This window comes from Actinoalloteichus fjordicus, from assembly GCF_001941625.1.
In the GTDB taxonomy this organism is placed as follows: domain Bacteria; phylum Actinomycetota; class Actinomycetes; order Mycobacteriales; family Pseudonocardiaceae; genus Actinoalloteichus_A; species Actinoalloteichus_A fjordicus.
This window is the reverse complement of record NZ_CP016076.1, coordinates 1,429,189-1,452,595: the sequence shown is the minus strand read 5'-3', so window position 1 is coordinate 1,452,595 and position 23,407 is coordinate 1,429,189. Positions and strand designations below refer to the sequence as shown.

The window sequence follows — 23,407 nt, the reverse complement described above, 5'->3', positions numbered from 1 at the left end:
CGGGATGAGTCACGACGGTTGCCACGTCGTAGCTCCTCTCGTTGTGGAGGGGCCGGAGGCTTGGAGGTGTCCGGCCCCTTCGCTGTTCCTGGAGTTCCGCCAGCATGGACGACCCATATCCGAGGATCAAGGTAGCCGAAGGGAAAATTTTCGATTTAGCCCAGACGGACTAACCTGGTCGAGTCACGCCTACCCCGTAGAGTCAGGCGGCCAAGGGCCGAGCGACGTCGAGAACAGGAGGACAGATGGCAGAGGACTTCCGCGCAGGGGTCCGCATGCGCCGGATCGGCCGTGAGCTGCGGAAGTGGCGGAACGAAGGCGACCTCAAGCTTGCCGACGTGACCAAGCGACTCCGCTGGTCAACGTCGAAACTGAGCAAGATCGAAAACGCTGCGCAGACGATCACTGTCATCGACGTGCTCGCGTTGGCGCTCGTGTACTCGGTGCCCGAGGCCGAGCGCGACCGCCTCAGCAACGCAGTGCTGACAGCCCAAGAGCCTGGGTGGTGGCAGCAATACGGTGACGACGTCCTGTACGAGGCAACCCAAGACTTCGTAGAACTCGAAGCCGACGCAGCAGCAGAGCGCACCTTTACCGCGCAGCTCGTCCCCGGCTTGTTCCAGACCGAGAGCTACGTTGCCGCGCTCGGCCGCGCATGGGTACCCCAACCATCTGCAACGACGGTCGCCAACCGCACTGAAGTGCGACGAACACGACAGTCACGGCTGACCGGAGATCGCAGTCTGTCCGTGGAGGCCGTCATCTGGGAACCCGCGCTGCGTCAAGGCGTCGGCGGACCGGACGTGATGCGCGAGCAGCTCACCCATCTCGGCAAGCTGTCGCAACTGCCGAACGTCTCCATCCAGGTTCTACCACTTGGAACGGGTGCGTTTCCAGCGATGGGTAGTGGCTTCGAACTCCTGTCGTTCACCGAGCCGCATCTCGATGACGTGGTCTATGAAGAACACCTCACACACGGCATCTACCTGGAAGAACCCGAAGAGGTAAGTGCGTATAGCCTGAACTTCGAGGGGTTGAAGGCGACAGCACTTGACCCTGAGCGGAGCCGGCGGCTGATCGCCGATGCGGCCCGCGCATGAACCATCAGACAAGGGGACCGATGATGACCGCTACCTCGGACCTGTCACACGCAAGGTGGCGCAAGAGCAGCCGCAGCAACAACGGCGGAGGCGGCTGCGTCGAGGTCGCTCATGCATTAAGCCTGGTCGGCATCCGTGACACCAAGAACCGCGAGGGCGGAACACTCGCCGTCGCGCCGGCAGCCTTCGGCTCGCTAGTGACCGCGATCAAAGACGGCCGACTGCGCTGATCACCTGCCTCCAGGACCCCGGCCGCACACAGCGACCGGGGTTCCTGCGCCTCACCGTGCCGAGTCTCGCGGTCCCGTCACCAGTCGAGTCCAAGTCCACAGTGGACTGAATCGGCATCCCGCCGGCCCCAAACCCGCTTGACGACCCGACCCCCTCCTGCGGCACCATGGCCGGACACACACAGTGAGGAGTCGAGCATTGTCGGTCACCGACGTCGTCGCCCGGCTTCGCCAGGCACACGCGCTGCTCACCGAAGCCCGCCACGCCACCACCCAAGCCGACGCAGCCATCACCGACGGCGCCACCCTCTTCGCCAACGCCACGGCCGGCTCCACCCAGCCCGAAGTCGGACACATCAACCACCTCGCCACCGCCTCCAGCACCGAAGTCCGAGCCGCCAACGCCCTCTTCGCACAAGCCCAAGACCTCATCGACGCCTACTGCCACGACATCGCCGGCCACGGCATCGGCGATCACGGCAACACATCCTCCACCTCACCCCGCAACGGACCCAGTGCACACGTCGAAGCGCAGGCGACTCCATCGCTCAACACAGCGACCGAGGACCCAGAGACCAGCTACGCCGGCTGGATCGCCGAACTCCGCCGTACCGGAACAAAAATCAGCCCAGAACGCATCATCCGGATGGCGCGCCATAGAGACGGGCACCTGGTATGGCTAGAGGAGGGGACCGAGGGTTCGTCTGGCTTAGCACACATACTTCGGCCGAAACGTCAGAACGATTTCGAAGAAACGGGGACACCGGCGAAACAAGTGGCTGACCTGATAATATCTGCAATAGAACGGGGATCACTGGCGGGGTACTGCGGAAAAGACGCCGAAGTCTACGACGTAGACTTCGGCGGCAAAAAACGACGGGTTGCGATTGTCATATCCAAGAATGGATATATCGTCACCTCCTATCCAATGAACCTAGAAGACAGGGTTCGACCGAATAAACGAAGGGCATGAATTTCATGACTGTCGACGTTGCACTACTCGCAGGATACGACGAAGGCCCGTTCTATTATTTCTCCGGAAAAGGTAGGCGATCTAACCATTCCATTGAAGAGGCCGCCGCTGAGCTGTCACTCGGCATCGACATAGTTGCCGACCTCACCGCCTGGAACGACGAATATCAGGACACTCTTGATCAAGATTACCCGCCCGACTCCAAATTCCCCACCCCCGAGGCCGAGCAAGCCTGGCGAGAAAAAGGAAAGGAACTAGCGGTCCGCATCAAGCAAGAGTCCCCAGTCGTCGCCAGCGTGGACTACCAGGCGAATGGATTCTACAAAGACGGTACGTGCGTGTTCTAGACAAGACCCGCGACCGAACCCCTGCCAGCATCGTCAATCCGGGATTCTCCCAGCGTAAGCCGTGCTGACACAGAAGAGAAGGGCAAGACACCTGACTAATGAACATCGTGAGAACCAAGCCGCCAAACAAGAGTGCAAGCTACAAGAAAGCAGCTTACTAGCTGCCGGAAGCATCTCCATGCTAGCAGGCTTCTTCGAAGGACCGCTGTTCTACCTCGACGGCGACGGCGATTGGATGAACCATTCACCGAAACAAGCCGGGAAGGACCTGCGCCTCAGCGCAGAACTCATTTCCGACATCACTACCTGGGACGATGAATACCAAGCAATCTACGACGACAACTACCCGCCGGATTCGAGATTCCCCACCCCGGCGACCAAAGCCGCCTGGATCGAGAAGGGCAGGCAACTCGCAGTCCGAATCAAACAGGAATCCCCGCTCGTCACCAGTGTGGACTACCAAGCCAACGGATCGATCAAGAACGGCGAATGCATGATCTGAACAACGTATGGACCGCGTCAAGGAAAGCCGATCAGCCTCAGCCATCAGCTTCGACACCAGAAGGGGCACGTCCGAGACCACCCACCGCGGCGTCTCAAGCCCGTCAACCGAGCCGAGGCCGGGCCCGAGCCCGGCCTCGCCCCTCACCTCACCCCAATCCCCACCACGCCTGCGCCGCCGCCTCCAGGGTCGGCTCGGCCGGGGCGGGCAGGCGCCGTAGATACCAGGGCAGCGTTCCGGAGCAGTGCAGCAGCGCATAGGCGAGCAGTCGCCGCGAGGTCTCCGGCGTCAGCCGGTCCGCGCCATAGCCGTAGGCCGTGAGCAGGGTGCGTAACGCGGTGGAGTCGCCCGCGGTGACGAACAGGCCCACCGAGGCGAAGTCGTACTCCGACGCGCCGCGCATCGCGGGCTCGAAGTCGAACAGTCCCGACAGCTCCCAGCCCTCGTCCCCCGGCGTCACCAGCAGGTGCTCGCCCATCACCTCGCAGTGCAGCAGAGCCGACGTCGCCTCGGTGTGCAGGTCGACCGAGTCCAGGAACTCCGGGATCTGCTCGGCCCACGCGGGTGCGAGCCCGGATTCGAGCTGCCGCTCCAGGCAGTTCGCGCGCTGATCCTCGATGAACTCCGCCCAGTCGGCCGGGCCGAGTTCGTCGACGGCCGGGGTGTTGACGGCGTGCAGCTCGGCGAGGGCGGTGCCCAGATTCTCGGCCACCGACGCCCGGTTGTCCGGCGGCAGCCGTCGCCACACTCGCGCCAGGCTGGTGCCGCGCAGCCTGCTCATCAGGAGGTACGTCCAGCCCTCGAACTCGCCCACCCATTCCGGGACGGGCGTGGGGATCGACAGTCTGCCGTCGATCGCGTCGAGCACCGAACTCTCGATGCCCGCCTCCTCGGCGTAGACGCCGGGGTAGAGCTTGAGGACTCGGTTCGCCCCGATCGCATAGACGGGCAGCGAGCCGTCGTCGAAGCGGTCGACCTCCTCCCCGTCCAGTCCGAGTTCGGCGCACAGGGCGTCGACACCTGGGCGAATGAGGTCGTCGTCGTCCGCGATCGCGTCGTACTGATCTTCGGTCTCGGCGACGGGCAGGAGCGTTCCCGGGGGCATGTCGCAGACCGTAAGCCATCCGCCCCACATTCCCGGATGAATTCTTGAACTCGCCATCGGACGACGGGCCCGCAGCGGAGTGGGCTCGACGCCCCAAAACGGTCTTCCCGAGCCGGTAGCGGCCGTGACCAGGCCCGCCGCCCGGCGGGGAAGAGCGGACGGACACTGCGGGTTGAAGCAGGGGTGAGGACCGAGGAAGCGGCTGCCGACGTCGACGTGGTGGTGATCGGCGCGGGTCAGGCCGGGCTGTCCACCGGCTTCCACCTGCGCCGGACCGGCCATCGGCCCGAAACCGGTTACGTGCTGCTGGACGCGCCGCCCGGTCCTGGCGGCGCCTGGCAGTTCCGGTGGCCGACGCTGCGGATGGCCACCGTGCATGGCGTCCACGACCTGCCCGGCCTGCCCATGGGGCCGGTGGACGAGACCGCGCGCGCCGCGACGGTGGTGCCTGCCTACTTCGCGGACTACGAGAAGCACTTCGCGCTGCCCGTGCATCGCCCGGTGCAGGTCCGCTCGGTGCGTCCAGAAGACGACGATCCGCAGGGCAGGCTGCGGGTGGAGACCGACCGGGGCGAGTACTCGGCACGGGCGGTGATCAACGCGACGGGCACCTGGACCCGCCCGTTCTGGCCGAGCGTGCCCGGTCAGGCCGACTTCCGTGGTCGACAGCTGCACACCGTGGACTACCAGGGCCCCGCCGAGTTCGCCGGAGCGCGGGTGGTCGTCGTCGGCGGCGGCTCCTCCGCGATCCAGCTGCTGGCCGAGATCGCAGGCGTCGCCGAGACGACCTGGGTGACGCGTCGACCGCCGGTCTTCCACGAGGGCCCCTTCACCCACGAGCACGGCCGGGCGGCGGTCGCGCTGGTCGACGAGGCCGTGCGGGCGGGCCGTCCGCCGGAGAGCGTGGTGGGTGTGACCGGTCTGCTGCTGACCCCGGAGGTGCGGCAGATGCAGGAGGCAGGCCTGTTGAATCGGCTGCCGATGTTCGACAGTCTGTCGCAGGACGGCCCGGTGTGGGACGACGGGCGGGCGGTGTCCGCCGACGTGATCCTGTATGCCACCGGATTCCGGGCCGCGCTGGACCACCTGCGTCCTTTGCGACTACGGGAGCCCGGCGGCGGCATCGTCGTGGAGAACACCCGCGTCCCCGCCGAGCCGCGCGTCCAACTGGTGGGATACGGCCCCTCCGCCTCCACCGTCGGGGCGACGCGCGCCGGTCGGTTCGCCGTCCGCGACGTCAACCGGCTGCTGGGCCGGGCCCCGCTGGGCAGCTCGGCGGTGCGCTGAGGCGCCGCAGCCGAGGCCCGGCATCGGAGCTCGGATCGGCGGAGCAGGTCGGGCCGTCGAACGACGTCGGGGTCGGCTGACATCGGCCGGCGTGTCGGCGACGACGGCGGCCCGGCGTGGCAATGCTCGGATGGGCAGAACGCGCCTGACGAGCCCGCTGTTCGGCTGATCCACTGCCGCTGAACGGGGGAACAAAGCCGTCCGGCAGATCACGAATCATCGAAATTGCGGATCGCGCCGCCGTTCTTGGCGTCGTGATCAGTGTTTCCTATTCCGCCCGTCGGCGTTATCGTCGGCCGATCCGCGGGCCTGCCATATCGGGCCTGTCGAGAATGCACCGAGTTTGACAGGATCGGCGGCGCCGGGGCCGCGACAGACACGATGCCCGCACGCGATCGACCCGGTTCGGCAGGCATGAGGAGGCACGATGTCGGAGCCGATCAGGCACCGTGGCCGTGGCCGCCTGCCCTGGCTGCTGCTCGCCACCGTCCTCGTCACCGCGCTGCTCGCGTGGGCGGCCGTCGACCGCTTCCCGAGTCTGCTCGGCGGACCGGACTGCTCGGACTCGGTGACGCTGACCGTGATGGCCGCGCCGTCCGTGGCGCCGCTGCTCGACGAGGTGACGACCGAGCCGAGGACGGACGAGAACGACGACTGCTATCACGTCGACGTGCGCTCCGTCGACTCCGCCGAGGCCGTGGAGGTGCTCGCCGATCCTCGGGAGGCGGCCGAGTACGCGGCCTGGCTCCCGGAGTCCAGCATGTGGTTGCGGCGGGCACGGGCGAACGGTGCCACCGAGGTGCCCGACTCCGGCGGCTCGATCGCGTCCTCGCCGGTGGTTCTCGCGCTGCCGCCCGACGCGGCGGCCGAGCATGGCGACGACCCCTCGTGGTCGGCGCTGCTGGGTCCGGAGGCGGGCGAGCCGAGCGTCTGGACGGCCGATCCCTCGCGCAGTGCCACCGCGACCTCGATGTTGTGGAGCGTGCGCAGACTGGCGAGGGACGCCGAGGACCCGGTGGCGGCGGCGACCGGCCGCTTCCGGCTGCTCGCCGAAGAGCTGGCCGCCGACGAGGACGAGCTGTACCAGCGGCTCGCCGACACCGACGAGCTGCCCGCCGCACTCACGACGAGCGAGCAGCGGCTCCTCCAGTACCGGGCCGACGCACCCGAGGTCGAGCTGCGGGCCGCCTACCCCGAGCGGGACGCGCCCTCCCTGGACTTCCCGTTCGTCCCGCTGCTCGACGCCACCCAGCGCGAATGGACGGCGGCGGGCGCGCTGGGCTCGGTGCTGCGGTCCGCCGAGACCGTGCGGCTGCTGGGCGACCACCGACTGCGCACGCCGGGCGGCGAGGCCATCGGCGAGCAGGACGCGCCGGAGTCGATCCCGCCCGTCTCACAGCCGGACACATCGGACGTCAACGAGACGCTCGGCATGTGGGCGGGTGCCTCCCGCAGCGGTCGGCTCCTGGCCGCACTGGACGTGTCCGGCTCGATGAACGACGACGTCCCCGGCACCGGTCGGACCAGGATGGAACTGGCGATCGGCGCAACGGAGCAGGGCATCGGGATGCTGCTGCCCACGACCCGACTCGGCCTGTGGACCTTCTCGACCCGGCTCGACGGCGACCTGGACTACCGCGAGGTCCTGCCCGTGCTGCCGGTTCGGGAGCACACCGAGGGCAGTGGGCTGGACGACCTGCGGTCGATCACCGCGCAGCCCGGCGGCGGCACCGGGCTCTACGACACGACACTGGCCGCCTACGAGGCGGCCAGACAGGGTTGGGAGCCCGGGCGGACCAACACCGTCGTCGTCCTCACCGACGGCCGCGACGAGGACTCCGAGAGCATCGGACTTCCCCGGCTGCTCTCCTCGCTGCGCGATCTGCAAGACCCGACCGCGCCGCTGCCGATCGTGCTGATCGGCATCGGGCCGGACATCGACGTCGATGCGCTGCAACAGATCGCCGACGTCACGGGCGGCCGGGTCTTCACCGCCGACGACCCGGCCGACATGGGCGAGATCTTCCTCGGCGCCCTGGGCAGCCAGCTCTGTCAGCCGCCGGGATGTGAACCGGGCTGAGCGGGGGGCAGCGCGGAGCCTGCGGCGGGCAGGCCGAGGACCGTTGATCACGACTGCGCGGAGTCGACGCCTCGGCGCGATCGGCGAGACGGGTGCGCCGAGGGAAGGCAACGGAACCGGGCGGGCCGGACGCCCGGCCCGTCAGCAGGGCTCCGAGGCGCGCTGCCCCGCTGTGCTCCGGCCTGCGCGCACCGACCCGGCGACGTGTTCGGCCTCCACTGCGCAGGTCTGGTTCGAGAGGCCCGAGACTCGCCGAGTACTCGACGTCGCGCGAGGAGAGCATCGCCCCTCGTCCTCGCCTGCCCGGTTCCACCAGCTCGGCAGGCCCGGAGCCTCCGCCCGCGACAGCCCCGCGACGACCTGCGGGCAGCCGAACAGTCCGGTGCTGCGACGGACCGTCTCCACAGCCGAGGCGGGAGACCGCCTGCGGCGCGGCACGAGTCGGCGGCGACTCGTCGCGCGGCAGGCGAGACCGCTCATTCGACGCCGCAGCGCTGCGCGTCGCTGATCCCTGCGTTCCTGCTGCGCGGGCCCGCACGGCGATCCGCGGCGTCGTCGGTCGCCATGCCCCCACCGTGGCTGCCTCCTGCCGCCGGGCGGTTCCTCCACGTTGGCCCCGCTCACGACTCCAGCGCCGATCAGCGACCGGCGCTAAGCAGTCCGGCTCGCAGGCATCGATCCCGGCATTGATCGCACTTTCGAGTAGAAAATTGCCGTCCACCCGAACTAGCGCCGAATGGTCGCTATAGTCCGGCCGTCAATCAGCCGAGACCATGAGGTTTCTTCGTGACCATTCCCGTTGTACCGGCGGAGGTATTGTGGTTCCGCCGTTTCCTGCCGATCACCGCGCCCCGCGTCCGGCTTTTCTGTTTCGCGCATGCGGGCGGCGCCGCCAGTGCTTTCCGAGGCTGGCCGCAGGGCCTTTCCCGAGACGTCGAGATGCTCGCCGTCCGCTATCCCGGCAGACAGGACCGGCTCGGTGAGCCCGGCGCCGAGCGGATGGACGATCTCGTCGAGCCGATCGTCGCCGCGATGGCGCCGTTCCGGACGGAGCCGATCGCCCTGTTCGGTCACAGCATGGGCGCCGCCGTGGCCTACGAGGTCGCCGTGCGGCTGGAACAGCTCGGCACGCCCGCCCTCGTGTTGTTCGTGTCCGGATACCCCGCACCGCTGCATCACGACGCCCGGCCCTTCGCGCCGCAGGACGACCGGACGATGCTCGCCGAGATCCGGGCCATCGGGGGGCCGCAGCTGGCCGACCTCGATCCGACCCTGTTGGAGTTGATGCTGCCCGCGCTGCGCGCCGACTGGAACGTGTTGACCACCTATCGCCCCACGCGGGGCCGACCGCTGTCCACCCCGGTCGTGGCCTACGCCGCATCGGACGACGCGCTGGCGCCGATCGACAGGGTCGTGGACTGGGCGGAGGTCACCACCGCGATGTTCGCGCACCGCACGTTCGTCGGCGGACACTTCTACCTGGTCGATCAGGAGTCGGAGCTGACGAGCGACCTCACCCGACATCTCGCCTCGACGGGCCGGTCGGCCCGACGCTAGCGGGGCGCAGGCGTCACCGATCCGCCCCGTCCTCTCCAGCGGGGTGGACGGGCGCCTTCGTCCAGGAAGGCCTAGACCGGCCCGGCCGTGTCGGCCGGGTCGTCGACGCCGAACACCGGTCCCGGCCAGTGCGCGATCACATGATCGCGGCACTCGGCCGGGGTACCCTCCGCCATGCTGACCAGCCAGCCCGGCGGCGTCGGCGCGCGGACCGGCCAGAGCGCATGCCTGCCCTCGTCGTCCACCAGCACCCGGACCCGCGACGCCGGATCGGCGAAGAAGTCGGTCATCGTCTGAACACCTCATTCGTTCTCGGCCCGGCCCTCGCACGCAGCTGCTCCGTACTCGATCCGCCCGTACTCGGCCCGCGCACACATCGGCTCACTCAGTCTCGGCTCGGCAACGGCTGCTCGGCCGCCGCGATGGCCGCGATCACCCCGGCGACCGTCGGCAGGTCGAACACCATGCGCACCACCAACCGCACCCCGAGCCGGTCGCGGACCGAAGACGCCATCCGCAGCACCAGCAGCGAGTCGCCGCCGAGCTCGAAGAAGCCGTCGTCGACGCCGATCTGGTCGATGCCGAGCACCGTTCGCCAGCATTCGGCCACCGCTCGTTCCAGCTCGGTGGCGGGCTCGCGGAACGGCGTGGTCAGCATCGGACGCGGCTGGAGACTGCTGCGGCCGAGCGCGCACGGCATTCCCGAGTCGTTCCCAGCCACTCCGCCGTCCCGAGGATCGGAGGTCGGCCGTAGATCGCCGAGGTCCCGGCCGTTCCCGTCCTTCGCCGAGCCGTTCACCGTCGTCCGGCGCTCCGCTCGATCCACGGCGGCGGAGGCGCCGGTGCCGTTCGACCCGTCCCGGCGATCCGGTGCCGCGAGGGGCGCATCCACCGAATCGCCGGTCAGGGCCTCGCCCGTCGCGTGACGGACGACCCGGTCCAGCCAGTGTCGTCGCCGTGCGAACGGGTAGCGGGTGAGGGGGACTCGCCTGCCAGGCGGCAGCACGCCCGCCCAGTCGACCGCCACTCCCTCGGTCCACAGTCGTCCGAGTGCGCCCAGCAGCACGGCCGAGTCCGGGCGCTCCTCCTCGCGGCTCTTCGCGGCCTGGACGACGACCGTCTCCGATCCGAGGCACTCCGTGGCCAGCCTGCCCAGCCCTCGGCCGGGGCCGACCTCGATCAGGATCGGGTCGTCCTGCCCGGCCAACGTGGCCAGACCGTCGGCGAAGCGCACCGTGCCGCGCAGGTGGCCGAGCCAGTAGCCCACGTCGGTCGCCTGCTCCTCGGTGATCCACTCGCCCGTCACGTTGGAGACGTACGGCACGGTCGGGGCGCCCAGCGTCACCCGGCCCAATGCCGCCTCGTAGTCGGGCAGGATCGCGTCGAGCAGCCAGGAGTGCGCGGCGCCCGCCACGTCGAGCCGCCGATTCCCGACGCCCGCCAGGTCGAGCCTGGCGCGCAGATCGGCGACGTCCTCGGCGGGACCGGACACCGAGCAGACCTGTGGCGCGTTGATCGCCGCCAACGACAGTCGCTCGGTGAGATACGGCGTCAGCTCCGCCTCGCCGAGGAACACGCTGAGGGTGGCGCCGCCCGCCCGCCTGATCAGTCGTTCGCGCTCCACCATCAGCGGCAGGACGTCCTCCAGCGAGATCACCCCGCTCAGGCACGCGGCGGTGTACTCGCCGAGCGAGTGTCCGAGCAGGGCGGTCGGGGTGATGCCGGCGGCCATGAGCAGCCGCGCGACCGCGTACTGGGTGCTCAGCAGCCCGGCCAGCACGCCGGGCACGAGGCCCCGCTCGCCTCGGTGGAGTACGGCGCGGAGATCCCGGTCGAGCACCGGCCGCAGGATCTCCGCACAGCGGTCCAACTCGGCGCGGAAGACCGGCTGCGTCTCGTAGAGCTCTCGTCCCATCCCGTCGTACTGGGCGCCGCCGCCGCCGAAGAGCAGGACGACGGGGCGGGCGCCTGCCGGGGCGAGCTGCGGTGCGAGGGGCAGTCGGAGGCGATGGACCGCGCTGTCCCGGTCGTGACACACCACCGTCCGCCGGTAGGGCAGGGCACGCCTGCCGACGCGCAGGGTGTGCCCGACGTCGTGGACGTCGAGTCCGGGCCGGGCGGCCAGATGGTCCGCGAGGTCGGCGCTCATCCGCTCCAGATCGCCTCGGGTCCGGGCCGACAGGGGTAGCACCGTCCATTCCGGAGCCGCCTCGCCCGTGCTGCTCGGCGGGGCTTGTTCCAGGATGACATGCGCGTTCGTGCCGCCGACGCCGAAGGAGCTGACGGCCGCCCGGCGCGGCCCGGTGCCCGGCCAGTCGATCGGCTCGGTGTTGACGTGGAAGGGACTGCTCTCGAAGTCGATCGTCGGGTTGGGCTGGGTGAAGTTCGGATGCGGCGGGATCAGGCCGTGCTCCAGCGTGAGCACCGTCTTGATCAGCCCGGTGACTCCGGCGGCGGCGTCCAGGTGACCGACGTTGGCCTTCACCGAGCCCAGCGCACAGAAGCCTCGGCGATCGGTGCCCCGTCGGAAGGCCTCGCTCAGCGCGGCGACCTCGATGGGGTCGCCGACGAACGTGCCGGTGCCGTGCGCCTCCACATAGCCGATGTCGGCGGCGTCGATCTCGGCGTTCGCCTGCGCGGCCAGGATCGCGGCGGTCTGGCCCGCCCGACTCGGCGCGGTGAAGCTCGCCTTGCCGGAACCATCGTTGTTGATCGCGGTGCCCTTGATCACGGCGCGGATGTGGTCGCCGTCGGCGAGCGCGTCGGTCAGGCGCCGCAGCACCACGACGCCGACGCCGTCGCCGCCGATGAAGCCCGCGGCATCCCGGTCGAACGGTCTGCATCGGCCGTCCGGCGAGTAGGCGCCCTGCTCGACGTACCGATAGCCCAGCTTGTCGGGGATCACGGTGACGCCGCCCGCCAGCGCCGTGTCGCACTGAAGGTTCAGCAGGTCCTGGCAGGCGAGGTGGACGGCGACGAGCGAGGTGGAGCACGCCGTCTGCACGGCGAAGGCGGGCCCGGTCAGGTTCAGCGCGTAGGAGACGCGGTTCGCCAGCGTGTCGGGCAGGTTGGCGACCTTGGCCACCATGCTGGTCATCGAGAACTCGCCGCCGTAACGCGGGTAGACATGCGACAGGTAGTACTCGTTCTGGCTGGAGCCGGCGTAGACGCCGATCGGGCCTGCCGGGCGGTCCGGGTCGTGGCCTGCGTCCTCCAAGGCGTGCTGGCAGGTCTCCAGGAAGACGCGCTGCTGCGGATCGAGCATCGCCGCGTCGGTGGGCAGGAAGCCGAAGAACTCGGCGTCGAAGCGATCGGCGTCCGGCATGGACAGCGCGACCCGGACATGGGTGTCGTCGGTCAGCAGCGCCGGATCGCCCCCGGCGGCGAGGAACTCCTCGTCGCTGATCGGGCGCACGGCCTCGCGGCCCGCGACGAGATTCGCCCAGAACTCGTCCAGGTCCTGCGCGCCGGGGAACCGGCCCGCCATCCCGATGATCGCGACGTCCCATTCGCGAGCGCCTGCGAAACCATCAGCCATCGTGCGGTGCTCCTCTTCGTGTCCTGACCGAGTTCCTCGCGGCGATGGTGTGACGGCGGCGGGCCGCCACATCGGATTCCGGGCGGGCCGCCACATCGGATTCCGGGCGGGCCGCCACATCAGACTCCTGGCCAGCCGCCACCTCGCACTCCGCGGCCGCAGCAGGCTCCGCGCCGTCTGCAACCGGCTCCGACTCCGGGCAGACCGCCATGAAGCCCGCGAAACCCGCCCCCGGCCCCGGCTCCGGACCGGGCGCCGACTCCGCGCCTGCCCGGGCCGCCGGGCCTGCCGGGCTCGTGGGCCGCCCTCGCCCGTCCCACGGCGCCGCTTGCCTCGGGGTCGAGTGCCCCGGGGCGGACTCCGCCCCGTCGGCAAGGAGTCGGGCCTGCTCGGCCACCGTCGGATGCGCGTACAGATCGGCGAGCGGGATGTCACGGCCTACGAGGTCGACGAGGGCCGTGTGCAGTCGGGTCATCGACAGCGAGTGCCCGCCGAGGTCGAAGAAGTTGTCCTGCGAGCCGATCATCGAGCGGCCGAGCACCTCCCGCCACACCGAGGCGACCCGCTTCTCCAGCCCGCCGCGTGGCGGGACGAATCGCGTCGAGACCGGCTCGGCGGGCAGGCTCCTGGCGGCCAGTGCACGTCGATCGACCTTCCCCGAGGTGGTGCGCGGCAGGTCAACGAGGAATTCGCAGCGCCAGGGCACCAGATGTCGGGGCAGCGTCCTGGCACAGTGTTCGCGCACGGCGTCCGAGGTGGGCGACGCCCCCGCCACCGGCCGCAGGTAGGCGTGCAGCCGGGGATCGCCGGGATGGTCCTCGCGGACGACGACGGCGGCCGAGGCGACCTCGGGATGGTCGACGAGCACCGACTCGATCTCACCGAGTTCGATGCGGACGCCCCGGATCTTGACCTGCGAGTCCGTCCGCCCCGTCACGTGCAGCCTGCCGTCGGCATCCCAACAGGCCAGGTCACCGGTCCGGTACATCCGGGCGCCGACCGGGCCGAACGGATCGGGCAGGAAGCGCAGCGACGTCAACGAGGGCTGGTTCAGATAGCCCCTGGCCACGCCGGGGCCAGCGAGATACACCTCGCCCACCGTTCCCGGCGGCACCAGCCGCAGCGAGGCGTCCAGGACCAGCACTCGCATTCCCGGCACGGGGCGGCCCACCGCAGGCCGGTCCGTCTCGGCCAGCGGATCGCTCATCGTCGCGCACACCGTGACCTCGGTCGGGCCGTAGGCGTTGATCAGCACGCGAGTGCCTGCCCACTGCCGTACCAGGTCCGGCGGACACGCCTCACCGCCGACCACCAGCGTCCGGACGTCGGCGAGGCCGTCGGGAGGCAGCGCCGCCACCGTCGACGGCGACAGCACCACGTGGGTGACGCGCTGCTCGGCGAGGAGCCGGGTCAGTTCCGGTCCCGGCCGCAGCCGGTGCGCGGGCGCGCAGACCAGTGCGGCGCCGTTGGTGATCGCCTGGAGCAGCTCCCAGACGGCGGCGTCGAATCCCGGCGAGGCGAACCGCAGGACCCGATCCCCCGGCTCCACCGTCCAGCCGATGCGCCGGGTGGCGGCGAGCGCGGCGAGGCCTCGATGCTCGACGACGACGCCCTTGGGGACGCCGGTCGAGCCCGAGGTGTAGATCAGATAGGCGGCATCGGCCGGGGCCGACGGCGCGAGGCGGTCGGCGTCCTCCAGCGGCTCGGCGGTCAGCGCCGCAAGCTCGGACCGCACTTCGGCCGAGTCCTGATCGAGCAGCGTCCAGCTTCGGTCCACGTCGTCGCGCCGAGCGGTGGCGCCCGCCTGATCGGTGATCAGCAGCATCGGCCTCGCATCGGACAACATGGTGCGGATTCGATCGGGGGGCAGCTCGCCGTCGATCGGCAGGAAGGCACCGCCCGCCACGATCACCGCGAGCGTCGCGACCACCGAGTCGGGCGTGCGAGGCAGCGCGACAGCCACGACTCGTTCCGGTCCGACGCCTCGGGACACCAGCAGCCTGGCGAGTCGGTTGACTCGCGCGCTCAGCTCGGTGTAGCTCCATTCCCGATTCTCGAAGACGACGGCGGGCGCGGCGGGCGTGGCGGCGGTCTGCTCGGCGAACAGCGCGGCAAGGGTTCGCTCCGGCGGAGGCGGGCTGCCCGCGCCCCAGCGCAGCAGCGTCGTTCGCTCATCGTCCCGGACCCGAGGAATCGCCGCGATCGGCCGGGCGGCGTCGAGAGCGACGAACTCGGCCAGGTAGTCCGCCAGCCGACGGCCCAGCGCGGCGAGGTCCGGTTCGGCACCGTGGCCGGGGTCGCCGAGAAGATCGATGTCGATGCCGCCGTCGGGGCCGTCGTGGACGTCGATGCTCAGGCCTGCCTGGCGCCCGCCGGACTCGAACTGATGCAGGCTCGCGACTTCACCGGCGAAACGGAGCGGCCTGCCGACCCGGTTGATGTTCACCGTCACGCCGTAGAGCGGTCGATGGTCGGCGGAATCACGCATCGCCCGCAGCTCGCGTTGCGGAAGCCGCTGATGCAGCACCACGTCCCTGGCCTCGGCGGCCACCTGGCGGATGAGTTCGGCGGGGGTCTGCCACGGCGGCATCGGAATCCGCAGCGGCAGGATGTCGGCCGTCATGCCCGGCACGCTCAGGGCCAGACCGCCGGTACGGCCCTTGACGGCCAGGCCGAGCGTCACCTCCTGCGGACCGTTCGGCGGCGTCAGGAAGCCCGCGAGTGCGGAGAGCAGGAACACGCTCCACCCGGTGCCGGATCGACGCGCCGCCGCCGACAACCGGGCGGTGTCCTCGGGAGACCACCGCAGCCGCCATCGGCTCCGTGACGCGGAATCCGGCAGCGCGGAGCAGGCTGCCGACGCCGCCGGGAGGGCGGGCGGGGTGATGGGCGGAGGTCCGGCAAGGACCGAGGTGCGGTGCTGGGCCGACGAGCACGAGTCGGACGGTGCCCGTTCGCTCCGATCGGTCTCCTCGGCGTCGACCGGGACCGACGCCGTGGAGACCGACGCCGTCGAGGTCGGCACGACGGGCACGGTGTCGGCAGGCACGGTGAACGGGACGACGGGTGCGAACAGCGGGAAGTCGGTGATCGGGTTCGATCCGGGCAGGGTCGACCCTGGCAGGGAGACCGATCCCCGGGATGTCCCGGGCACCTGCGGCGCAGGCTGAAGGGGGATGACGGCGGCCTCCCCCGCACCGGCTTCGACGACGACCGCCGAGGGCAGGATGCGCTCCGGCGTCGCCCCGTCCGACGAGCGCGGACCCGTCGCGCGATGCGGCACCACCGCGGAAGCACCGGGAGCGACCCCCTCCGCGCCGCGTCCGCGCCGCGCGGCGCCGAAGACGACGGCCTCGCCGCCCGTCTCGGCGGCCTTGGCAAGCCGATCCGTCCAGAACTCGTGATCGCGCCCCGCCGCAGCGGAGCCTCGGTAGGCGGTCTCCTCGGCGAGCAGGGCGGCCAGCGGTCCGAACGGCGTCGCGGGCAGCGGCGTGCCCGCGACCAAGGCCGAGTACACCGAGGCGACCCGCCGCAGCAGCAGGGCGCTGCTGTAGCCGTCGAGCAGCAGGTGATGCACGTTCTGGTACCAGAGCACCCGATCGGCGGACAGGATGAACACCGCGAACCCGAACAGCCGGTCGCGCAGCGGATCACGCGGCACCGCCAGGTCCTCGTGCATCCACCGCACCGCCGTGGCCGCCGGATCGGGCTCGCCGCTGGAGCCGTATCGCGGCTCGCCGCTGGGACCACGTAGCGGCTCGCCGCTGACGTCCCTGATCACCAGCCACTCCCGCACGACGCGGTCGAGCTCGTCCGCGTCGCCGACCATCTGTCGGATCTCGCCGTCCTGCTCGGTGAAACGGACCCGCAGGCACTCCGTCTCACGCACCGCCGTCCGCAGCGCCGTCACGAACTCCGCGAGACGCAGCCGACCGGGGATCTCCAGACATCCGCCGGTGTTGTAGGCCGGATCGGCGGGATTCAGTCGCTGTGCCAGCCAGATCTCGTTCTGGGCGACGGTGAGGGGAAGCGCCTGCTCGGCAGGCGTTCCTGCTTCGGCCGCCGATGCATCGAGTGACGAACCGTCCTGTCTGGTCAGGCAGCCGAGAGCCGAGGCAGGATGCGCCGCGTCGGCGGGTGGTGCGGCCCGCGATGTCGCACCGACGGACTGGGGCGGGTCGATCGCGTCAGTCATGCCGATCGACCATCCGCCGGGCCGAGCACCAGGCCTGCGGGCCCGGACTGCAGAAAGGCGGGCGTCGGGCCCACCGGCACCTCGTCGACCGGGAACAGCGCCGGGTTGAAAGCCTCGTGCACGAACAACACGGGCTGGTCGTCCAGCAGGATCAGGTACTCACGGAAGGCACAGCGTCCTGTGGCCCGGCCGGGCCAGCGCGTGCGACCACGCGCCCTGAACTCGCGTCGTTGGGCGAGGCCCAGACCGTCAAGCCCGATCCCGATCGGAGTCTGCGCACTGGTCAGCGCCGTCGCCACGTCCTCCGGCAGACCGACCGGCGCGACGGTGCAGTTCAGCGAGAGCAACCGCTCCCCCACGTCGAACAGGGCGGAGCGGCGCAGGATCACCTCGGCCCGTTCGGCGGTGGCACGCAGCACCGAGGCGACGTCGGCGGGCACCAGCAACCGATCGACGATCCGCTGCTCCAGCAGCCGTAGCGAGATGGTCGCGCCCGAAAGCTCCGTCAGAAGTGCCGTCGTCGAACCGCGATGCTCCAGTATTCGCCTGGTGATCGCGGCGCCGAAGGCCCCGGACACACCGTCGACGGGATCGTCGATCAGGTCGTCCGCCGAGACGATCGGCGTCCCGCCTGCTGCCTGCCGCTGTGGAGTTCCAGCGGCTCGCCGCTCCGGCGTTCCAGCGGCTCGCCGCTCCGGCGTTGCAGCGGCTCGCCGCTGTGGAGCCCCAGCGGCCTGCCGCTCCGGAGCCCCAGCGGCCTGCCGCTGTGGGGTCATCGCATCGCTACCCGTCGCTGCGGACACGGTGGCACTCCCTGCTGGTCACGAGTGAGGACGGAAATCGGACGTGGATCTCACCAGCAGCGAGCCGGTGAGATCCGAGGCACGGACCCGGTCCAGGGCCGAGCAGACGGCGACGAGCCCGGCGAGGTGTCCCAGCAGCTCGCGCTCCGAGTCGCCGGGTGCGGGCAGCAGGCCGGTGGTGTTCCCCGCCGGACGGGGCCGACGGCCGGGAAGAGCGGTGGCCTGCTCGTCGTCGGGAACGGCACCGTCGGTGACCACGGCATCGTGATCGCGTGGTCGACGGAGCAGCAACGCGACGCCGACATCGTCCGCAGGCAGCGATTCACCTCGGTCCGCAGCCGCCCACTGCCGGTGGACGGCGCGCGTGCGCTCGGTCGGCGCCAACTCGACGCCGATCAGCAGAACCTGTTCGACTCCGTCGTCGTCCAGCTGCAGATCGGCACTCGCCAGCGCCTCCGCGGTGAAATCGCGGCGCAGCGAGAGACAGGAGACCGGGCCGCTGATGCCGTGTTCGATGCCGACCATGCCGACGCCCGCGCTGTGCACCGACTCGTAGAAGAACAACGGATTATGCGGCAGGCCGCGAAGCTGGCGGCGGGTGTGCTGGTCGACGGTGGTCGAGTCGCCGAACAAGGTGGCGAGCACGATCCCGGTGGCACCGCCGTCGATCGGCGCCCGAGCAGCCGCCGCCCTGAGGAGCCGCCGGGCGGTCTCGGCCACCAGCGGGGAGAACCGGGACATCGCGAAGCCGGGCAACGGCGGCAGCGCCCGTTCGGCCGCACCGGGCAGACCGGCGGCGGCCGCCCCCCAGGGCAGCAGGCAGGCGGCCTCGACGACCTCGAGAACTCCCTGCGGGACAGGCGCATCGGTGACCGGTGCGGAGCTGGCGGGACCGGAGCCCGTCGCGGCGGTCACGGCCTGCCCACCAGGATCGCGGTGTTCAGCCCGCCGACCGCCGAGTTCACCGTGAGCACCCGGCGAAGCGCGATCCGGCGGGGTCCCTCCGGCACGTAGTCCAGGTCGCACGCCGGATCGGGATCGCCGTAGCCCACGGTCGGCGGCACCATGCCCTCCCGCAACGCCAGCAGCGCGATGACCAGCTCGACCGCTCCGGTGGCCTCCAGCAGGTGACCCGTGCTGCCCTTGGTGGAGCTGACCGGGACCGAGGAGGCGTGTGATCCCAGCACTCGATGCAGGGCGGCCGTCTCCGCAACGTCGTTGGACCGGGTCGCGGTGCCGTGGGCGTTGACATAGTCGACCTGTTCGGGGCCGACGCCTGCGAGACACAACGCCGAGGCCGCTGAGGCCGCCGCCCCTCCCCCGGTCGGATCGGGCCGGACCAGATGATGCGCGTCGGCGGACATCCCCCAGCCCTCCAGGCGTCCCAACGGCTCCGCGCCCCGACGTCGAGCCCTGGTCTCGGACTCCAGCACGAGCATGGCGGCGCCGTCTCCCAGCAGCAGACCGGCGCGGTCCGTGGAGAAGGGGTGCATCCGAGGAGCTTTCGTCAGGGCCTTGGCGGCGTCGAAGTTCCGGAAGGCGTGCGGGCCGACGAGGGAGGCGCCGCCGCAGACCACGGTGTGGGCTCGACCGCTGCGGATCAGGGCAGCGCCGTGGACGATCGCATTGGTCGACGCGACGCAGGCGTTGACGAAGGCACGGGTCGGCCCGGTCAGGCCCAGGCGGCGGGCGACGTCCTCGGCGAGATGCGCGGGCACGCAGTCGGACAGGCCGAGGGCGCCGCCCTCGTCGGTCGTCTCGCCGTCGGTGTCCCAAGGGCAGGTGGCGGTCTCCTGCGAGGCCCGGGCCTCGGCCTTGTCGAAGCCGGACCAGAAGTCGGTGTGTGCGACGTCGTCGCCTGCCGTTCCGAGCAGCAACGCGGCATCCAGCGGACCCTGCAGACCCGCACCGGCCAGGGCGTCCCGTGCACAGGCGAGCACCACGGACCGCTGTCCGGGGGAGCCGCCCGACCACGCCGCGAGTCGCGTCGAGTCCGGCCCGTCCGCCGGGTAGATCGCGGCGTGGCTCGCTCGAGACCGACTGACGTCGAACCGCCGGACGGGGCCGAAGGCGGCTCGACCGGCGAAGACGCCGCCCAGCAGCGCATCGAGACCGAACCCGAAGGCGGTGAAGACGCCTAAGCCGGTCACCACGACCTTCTCACCAGACACTCCGTGCCTCCGAGACTGATCGCCCGGCCCGGTTGAGGTACTCGTGCAGCCCCGCGACGGAGGTGAACTCGGTCAGCTCCTCATCGCGCGGATCGATCCAGACTCCGTGCCGTTCCTCCAGCACGTATAGGAACCAGACCAGCGAGAACGAGTCGAGCACCAGCTCGTGGGCGTTCGCGTCGACGTCCTCCGTCGCACCGGGCACGCCCGCCTCCGTCAGCAGTGCACGCAGGACCTCCATGCTGATCACGTGACGGCCCCGGAAGGCTGCGCCGCCGAGCGCCGGTCGACGATGAACTGGACGAGGGCGCCGATGGTGCCGGGCGGGTCCTGATAGAACTCCTCGTCGTCCAGCCCGACGCCGAACCGCGCCTCGGCCTGCACGACCAGCTCGACCAGGAACAAGGACTCCAGTTCCAGCGGAGTGTCGTCGGTGACGTCCTGCCCGATCTCCAGGTGCAGCACGTCACGCAGCACCTCGACGACGAAGTCACGTACCTCTGTCTTCACTCACTTCTCCTGTCGGTTCAGTCAACGACCCTGGGGCGGGCGGCATGCAGCAGGTCACGGTCACGAATGAGCTTTCCGGTGGCGGTGCGCGGCAGCGCCGGACCGAGGTGCACGCGTTTGGGCACCTTCACGTGGCTCAGGCGCTCTCGGCACCAGGACAACAGGTCCGCCGTGCTCAACACGCCCGAGACGCCGACGTGAGCCTCGATCACCTCGTGGTAGGTCACGACGGCCTCGTTGACCTGCTCGTGCTCGTGCAGAACCGCCTCGATCTCGGTCAGGTCGACCTTGAGTCCGCCGATGGCGATCACCGAGTCGGTCCGGCCGAGGATGCGCAGCGCGCCCGTCTCGGCGTCCTGATCGGCGCGGTCGAAGGTGCGCAGCCAGCCGTCGACGACCCGCACGATGCCGTCGGACCGCACATAGGGGGTCTCGTCGATGGCGATGAACAACTCGCCGCCCGAGCAGCGCACCGTGATCCCCGGCAGCGGGACACCGACGGCCTGCGGGCCGAGCCGCCCGGTCAGGTCGGCGGCGATGACGCCGACCTCGGTCATTCCGTAGACCTGACCCAGCCGGATGCCGAGCCTGCGCTCGACCAGATCGAAGACGCCGCGATCGAGCACGTCGCCCGCGCACACCGCACCCCGCAGGCTCGGCAGCGGGGGCGGGTCGAACACCGAGGCGAGGAGTTCGAAGTGGGTGGGGACGCCGAGGATCATCGCGACGTCCTGCCGGGCGGCCAGATCCAGCAGCTCGCGCGGTCGGACGCTGAAGGTGAGCACGAGCGTCGCGTTCACCCGCAGCGAGTGCAGCACCCCGACGATCAGCCCGAAGGAGTGCGACATCGATCCGAGCAACAGGACTCGTTCGCCCGCAGCGGGCGCGCCTGCCAGCAGGGCGATGCGGTCCAGCTCGGTCTGGAGCGACGCCGCGGTCCTGCCGATGATCTTGGGTCGTCCGGTGGACCCGGAACTGCTCTGCACCAGACAGTGCGGCCCCTGCGCAGGCCGACCGCCGCCGGTCGATCGGGTCAGCACCTCGCGGGTCGCCCGGAACACCGCCCTAATCTCGCCTGCGGTGTCCGAGTGCAGTTCGAACTGCGGTTCGTACCGACGGAACAGGCGATCGACCTCGGCGGGTTTGGCGCGTGAATCGACCAACAGGACCTGGGCGCCGCAGCGCCAGAGCCCGAACAGAACGTAGAACAACGTGCAACTGGGCCCGATGCGCAGGGCCACCGTAGTGCCGGGGCCGATTCCGTCCCGCTGAAAGAGATCCGTGAATTCCTCGACCCGGGCGATCAGATCGCCCCTGGTCACGTTCTCATCGCCGTGAATCCACACCACGTCGTCGGCCGCGCCGTCGATCAGTTCGGCAATCCAGGTGGACAGGGCCTCCCAGTCCGCCGGTCTGTCGTCTATCGTCACGATCATCCGATCTCGCCACACGGTGACCCGACCGAGTCGATCGAGTCTTGAATAATCGTCATGCTGATTTCAGGATCGGCACGGCAGCCGATCCGACACGATTTCTCGGATCGAGCAGATTTCGCCGTCGAATACGGCCAGGTGACGTCCCGCCGGTTCGACGGCGGCAGCTCCAGTGGCGACCAGGACGTCAGCAGACCACGGCGCGGCGCGGCGAGAGCAGGAAGATCAGGTCCGGCCTGCCGCCACCGACAGTCGCCTCGCCTCGTCGCGCTCGGCGGTCACGGGATCGACGACGAATTCGAGCAGCCCCAGCTCTCCGACGTCCCCTCGGGACCGCAGGCTCAGCCCTGCCTCGGCGGCGAGCCGCGCGAACTGATCGGCAGACCGCTCCAGACTGCCGAAGAGCAGCAGCATACGGAGGTCCATCGCGGCGAACGCGGCGTCGGCCGCCCGGCTCGGCGACTCGTCCGACCTGATCCGCTCGACCACCAGCAGCCTGCCGCCCCGGCCCGCCGCCTCGGCACAGCGACGCAGGATGGCGACCGCCTCGGCGTCCGGCCAGTCGTGCAGGACCTGCGCGAGGACGTACAGGTCACCGCCGTCGGGCAGCCGTTCGAAGAAGCTGCCCTCGACCACCGTGCAGCGATCGACGAGCCCGGCCGCCGCGAGTCGCTGCCGCGCGGCCAGCGCGGTGGCGGGCAGATCGACGAGCACGCCGCGCATCGTGGGATGGATCCGCAGCAACGTGCTGATCAGCGTCCCGTCGCCGCCGCCGACGTCGACGACCTTCGACACGCCGGACCAGTCATGCCGTTCCGCCAGCTCCTGACCCCACTCGCCTGCCAGTTCGGCGAGATAGGAGCCGAACGACTCCGACAGCGCAGGACTCGATTCGAAGTCACGCCACACGGAACAGCCGAAAGTCTTCGGATAGGCGGCCTCACCGGTGCGGATCGACTCCAGCAGACCGGAGTAGGCCGTCTCCATCCGCCCACCCGCGCCGTCCAGGTCGAGCCACTTTCGTGCGGCCCCGCCCATCATCTCGCGAGCGACCTCGGTGAGCGCGAGATCGCCTGCGGCCGATTCCACGAACACACCGCGGCACACGAGCAGACGGAGCAGCCGGGCCAACGCCACCTCGTCCGCAGAGACCCGCGCCGCCAACTCGCTCACGGTGGTGACGCCCTGGTCGACGAGTTCGGGAAGCCGCAGCGTGACGGCCACCCGAATTGCCCAAGGAGTGAGCAGATCGGCCAGGTCCGACAGGGTCTTCGGCCGATCGTGTTCGAAATCGATCACAGACAAGACTCTAACAGCGGGCTCGACACCCAAATGGCCGTATTACCTGAAGGTGTCGGAAATGATTGCCCCGCCGTGGGAATTACACCCTAAGTGAGGATTCAATGGAGCATTTTCCCATCAAGAGACAGACGGCTTAGCGCCGCTCACTCAGGCAGCCGTTCACTCGATAAGAGGGATAAACAAGCACACACGGCGACGAGTCGGGGATGCCGTTCCGCGCGGCGCCACCCGACGGCGAGATCGCGACGGAACGCCGGGCCACTCTCGACCTCGG

The 23,407-nt window shown here is 70.0% G+C and carries 19 protein-coding genes; 8 read left to right on the top strand and 11 right to left on the bottom strand.

Going from position 1 to position 23,407, the window contains the following annotated elements; all coding sequences use genetic code 11:
* Positions 1-245: 245 nt before the first annotated feature.
* The 5 genes from UA74_RS06635 (at position 246) to UA74_RS06620 (ending at position 3,152) form a co-directional block, all read left to right on the top strand.
* Entirely contained in the window at positions 246-1,100 is an 855-nt protein-coding gene (locus tag UA74_RS06635) for a helix-turn-helix domain-containing protein (RefSeq protein ID WP_075739503.1), read from the top strand.
* A 20-nt stretch (positions 1,101-1,120) separates the two neighbouring features.
* A complete protein-coding gene (locus tag UA74_RS06630; RefSeq protein WP_318533290.1) occupies positions 1,121-1,330 on the top strand; it encodes a DUF397 domain-containing protein in 210 nt (69 codons plus the stop codon).
* 199 nt (positions 1,331-1,529) lie between these two features.
* Complete coding sequence (locus UA74_RS31580) at positions 1,530-2,303, top strand: hypothetical protein (protein WP_157442178.1); 774 nt, start codon at positions 1,530-1,532, stop codon at positions 2,301-2,303.
* Positions 2,300-2,650 (top strand): hypothetical protein, encoded by a 351-nt coding sequence (locus UA74_RS31575; RefSeq protein WP_157442177.1) that lies wholly within the window; start codon positions 2,300-2,302, stop codon positions 2,648-2,650. The genes UA74_RS31580 and UA74_RS31575 overlap by 4 nt, the downstream gene beginning before the upstream one ends.
* Before the next feature lie 61 nt (positions 2,651-2,711).
* The gene (locus UA74_RS06620; protein ID WP_157442176.1) at positions 2,712-3,152 is read left to right on the top strand and encodes a hypothetical protein; all 441 of its coding nucleotides are present in this window, start codon (positions 2,712-2,714) and stop codon (positions 3,150-3,152) included.
* Positions 3,153-3,300: 148 nt separating this feature from the next.
* Here UA74_RS06620 and UA74_RS06615 read toward each other — a convergent pair whose 3' ends face one another.
* Positions 3,301-4,257, bottom strand: coding sequence for a phosphotransferase family protein (locus tag UA74_RS06615; protein WP_075766001.1), 957 nt, complete (start codon positions 4,255-4,257; stop codon positions 3,301-3,303).
* 183 nt (positions 4,258-4,440) lie between these two features.
* Here UA74_RS06615 and UA74_RS06610 point away from each other — a divergent pair, with 183 nt between their 5' ends.
* The 3 genes from UA74_RS06610 to UA74_RS06600 all read left to right on the top strand — a co-directional run bounded on the left by UA74_RS06610 (position 4,441) and on the right by UA74_RS06600 (position 9,181).
* Entirely contained in the window at positions 4,441-5,544 is a 1,104-nt protein-coding gene (locus UA74_RS06610; RefSeq protein WP_075739497.1) for an NAD(P)-binding domain-containing protein, read from the top strand.
* A 427-nt stretch (positions 5,545-5,971) separates the two neighbouring features.
* Positions 5,972-7,624 carry a substrate-binding domain-containing protein gene (locus UA74_RS06605; RefSeq protein WP_075764031.1) on the top strand — a complete coding sequence of 551 codons (1,653 nt, stop codon included), beginning with the start codon at positions 5,972-5,974 and terminating at the stop codon, positions 7,622-7,624.
* A 786-nt stretch (positions 7,625-8,410) separates the two neighbouring features.
* Positions 8,411-9,181 carry a thioesterase II family protein gene (locus tag UA74_RS06600; protein WP_083682979.1) on the top strand — a complete coding sequence of 257 codons (771 nt, stop codon included), beginning with the start codon at positions 8,411-8,413 and terminating at the stop codon, positions 9,179-9,181.
* Between the two features lie 71 nt (positions 9,182-9,252).
* Here the strand turns inward: UA74_RS06600 and UA74_RS06595 are convergent, their stop codons facing one another.
* The 10 genes from UA74_RS06595 to UA74_RS06550 all read right to left on the bottom strand — a co-directional run bounded on the left by UA74_RS06595 (position 9,253) and on the right by UA74_RS06550 (position 23,130).
* Positions 9,253-9,471, bottom strand: a complete 219-nt coding sequence (locus UA74_RS06595) for an MbtH family NRPS accessory protein (protein WP_075739495.1) — start codon at positions 9,469-9,471, stop codon at positions 9,253-9,255.
* 95 nt (positions 9,472-9,566) lie between these two features.
* The gene (locus UA74_RS06590; protein WP_075739494.1) at positions 9,567-12,719 is read right to left on the bottom strand and encodes a type I polyketide synthase; all 3,153 of its coding nucleotides are present in this window, start codon (positions 12,717-12,719) and stop codon (positions 9,567-9,569) included.
* Positions 12,712-16,914, bottom strand: coding sequence for a non-ribosomal peptide synthetase (locus UA74_RS06585; RefSeq protein WP_075764029.1), 4,203 nt, complete (start codon positions 16,912-16,914; stop codon positions 12,712-12,714). Before UA74_RS06585 ends, UA74_RS06590 begins: the two co-directional genes overlap by 8 nt.
* Positions 16,911-17,717 (bottom strand): hypothetical protein, encoded by an 807-nt coding sequence (locus tag UA74_RS06580; protein ID WP_157442175.1) that lies wholly within the window; start codon positions 17,715-17,717, stop codon positions 16,911-16,913. Before UA74_RS06580 ends, UA74_RS06585 begins: the two co-directional genes overlap by 4 nt.
* Positions 17,718-17,735: 18 nt before the next feature.
* Positions 17,736-18,632 carry a hypothetical protein gene (locus UA74_RS06575; protein WP_075739491.1) on the bottom strand — a complete coding sequence of 299 codons (897 nt, stop codon included), beginning with the start codon at positions 18,630-18,632 and terminating at the stop codon, positions 17,736-17,738.
* Positions 18,629-19,888, bottom strand: a complete 1,260-nt coding sequence (locus tag UA74_RS06570) for a beta-ketoacyl-[acyl-carrier-protein] synthase family protein (RefSeq protein WP_075739490.1) — start codon at positions 19,886-19,888, stop codon at positions 18,629-18,631. The genes UA74_RS06575 and UA74_RS06570 overlap by 4 nt, the downstream gene beginning before the upstream one ends.
* A complete protein-coding gene (locus UA74_RS06565; protein ID WP_075743481.1) occupies positions 19,878-20,129 on the bottom strand; it encodes a hypothetical protein in 252 nt (83 codons plus the stop codon). The genes UA74_RS06570 and UA74_RS06565 overlap by 11 nt, the downstream gene beginning before the upstream one ends.
* 5 nt (positions 20,130-20,134) lie before the next feature.
* On the bottom strand, positions 20,135-20,398 hold the full coding sequence (locus UA74_RS06560) for an acyl carrier protein (protein ID WP_075739489.1): 264 nt from the start codon (positions 20,396-20,398) through the stop codon (positions 20,135-20,137).
* 17 nt (positions 20,399-20,415) lie between these two features.
* Positions 20,416-21,834, bottom strand: coding sequence for a class I adenylate-forming enzyme family protein (locus UA74_RS06555; protein ID WP_083682976.1), 1,419 nt, complete (start codon positions 21,832-21,834; stop codon positions 20,416-20,418).
* 222 nt (positions 21,835-22,056) lie between these two features.
* Entirely contained in the window at positions 22,057-23,130 is a 1,074-nt protein-coding gene (locus UA74_RS06550) for a methyltransferase (protein ID WP_083682975.1), read from the bottom strand.
* Positions 23,131-23,407: the final 277 nt, after the last annotated feature.

Bases quoted from the DNA above. Each gene is read 5' to 3' on its own strand.
- UA74_RS06635 (WP_075739503.1), top strand. From the start codon at position 246: ATGGCAGAGGACTTCCGCGCAGGGGTCCGCATGCGCCGGATCGGCCGT.
- UA74_RS06555 (WP_083682976.1), bottom strand. From the start codon at position 21,834: ATGATCGTGACGATAGACGACAGACCGGCGGACTGGGAGGCCCTGTCC.
- UA74_RS06590 (WP_075739494.1), bottom strand. From the start codon at position 12,719: ATGGCTGATGGTTTCGCAGGCGCTCGCGAATGGGACGTCGCGATCATC.
- UA74_RS31575 (WP_157442177.1), top strand. From the start codon at position 2,300: ATGAATTTCATGACTGTCGACGTTGCACTACTCGCAGGATACGACGAA.
- UA74_RS06595 (WP_075739495.1), bottom strand. From the start codon at position 9,471: ATGACCGACTTCTTCGCCGATCCGGCGTCGCGGGTCCGGGTGCTGGTG.
- UA74_RS06565 (WP_075743481.1), bottom strand. From the start codon at position 20,129: ATGGAGGTCCTGCGTGCACTGCTGACGGAGGCGGGCGTGCCCGGTGCG.
- UA74_RS06605 (WP_075764031.1), top strand. From the start codon at position 5,972: ATGTCGGAGCCGATCAGGCACCGTGGCCGTGGCCGCCTGCCCTGGCTG.
- UA74_RS06630 (WP_318533290.1), top strand. From the start codon at position 1,121: ATGATGACCGCTACCTCGGACCTGTCACACGCAAGGTGGCGCAAGAGC.
- UA74_RS06615 (WP_075766001.1), bottom strand. From the start codon at position 4,257: ATGCCCCCGGGAACGCTCCTGCCCGTCGCCGAGACCGAAGATCAGTAC.
- UA74_RS06585 (WP_075764029.1), bottom strand. From the start codon at position 16,914: ATGACTGACGCGATCGACCCGCCCCAGTCCGTCGGTGCGACATCGCGG.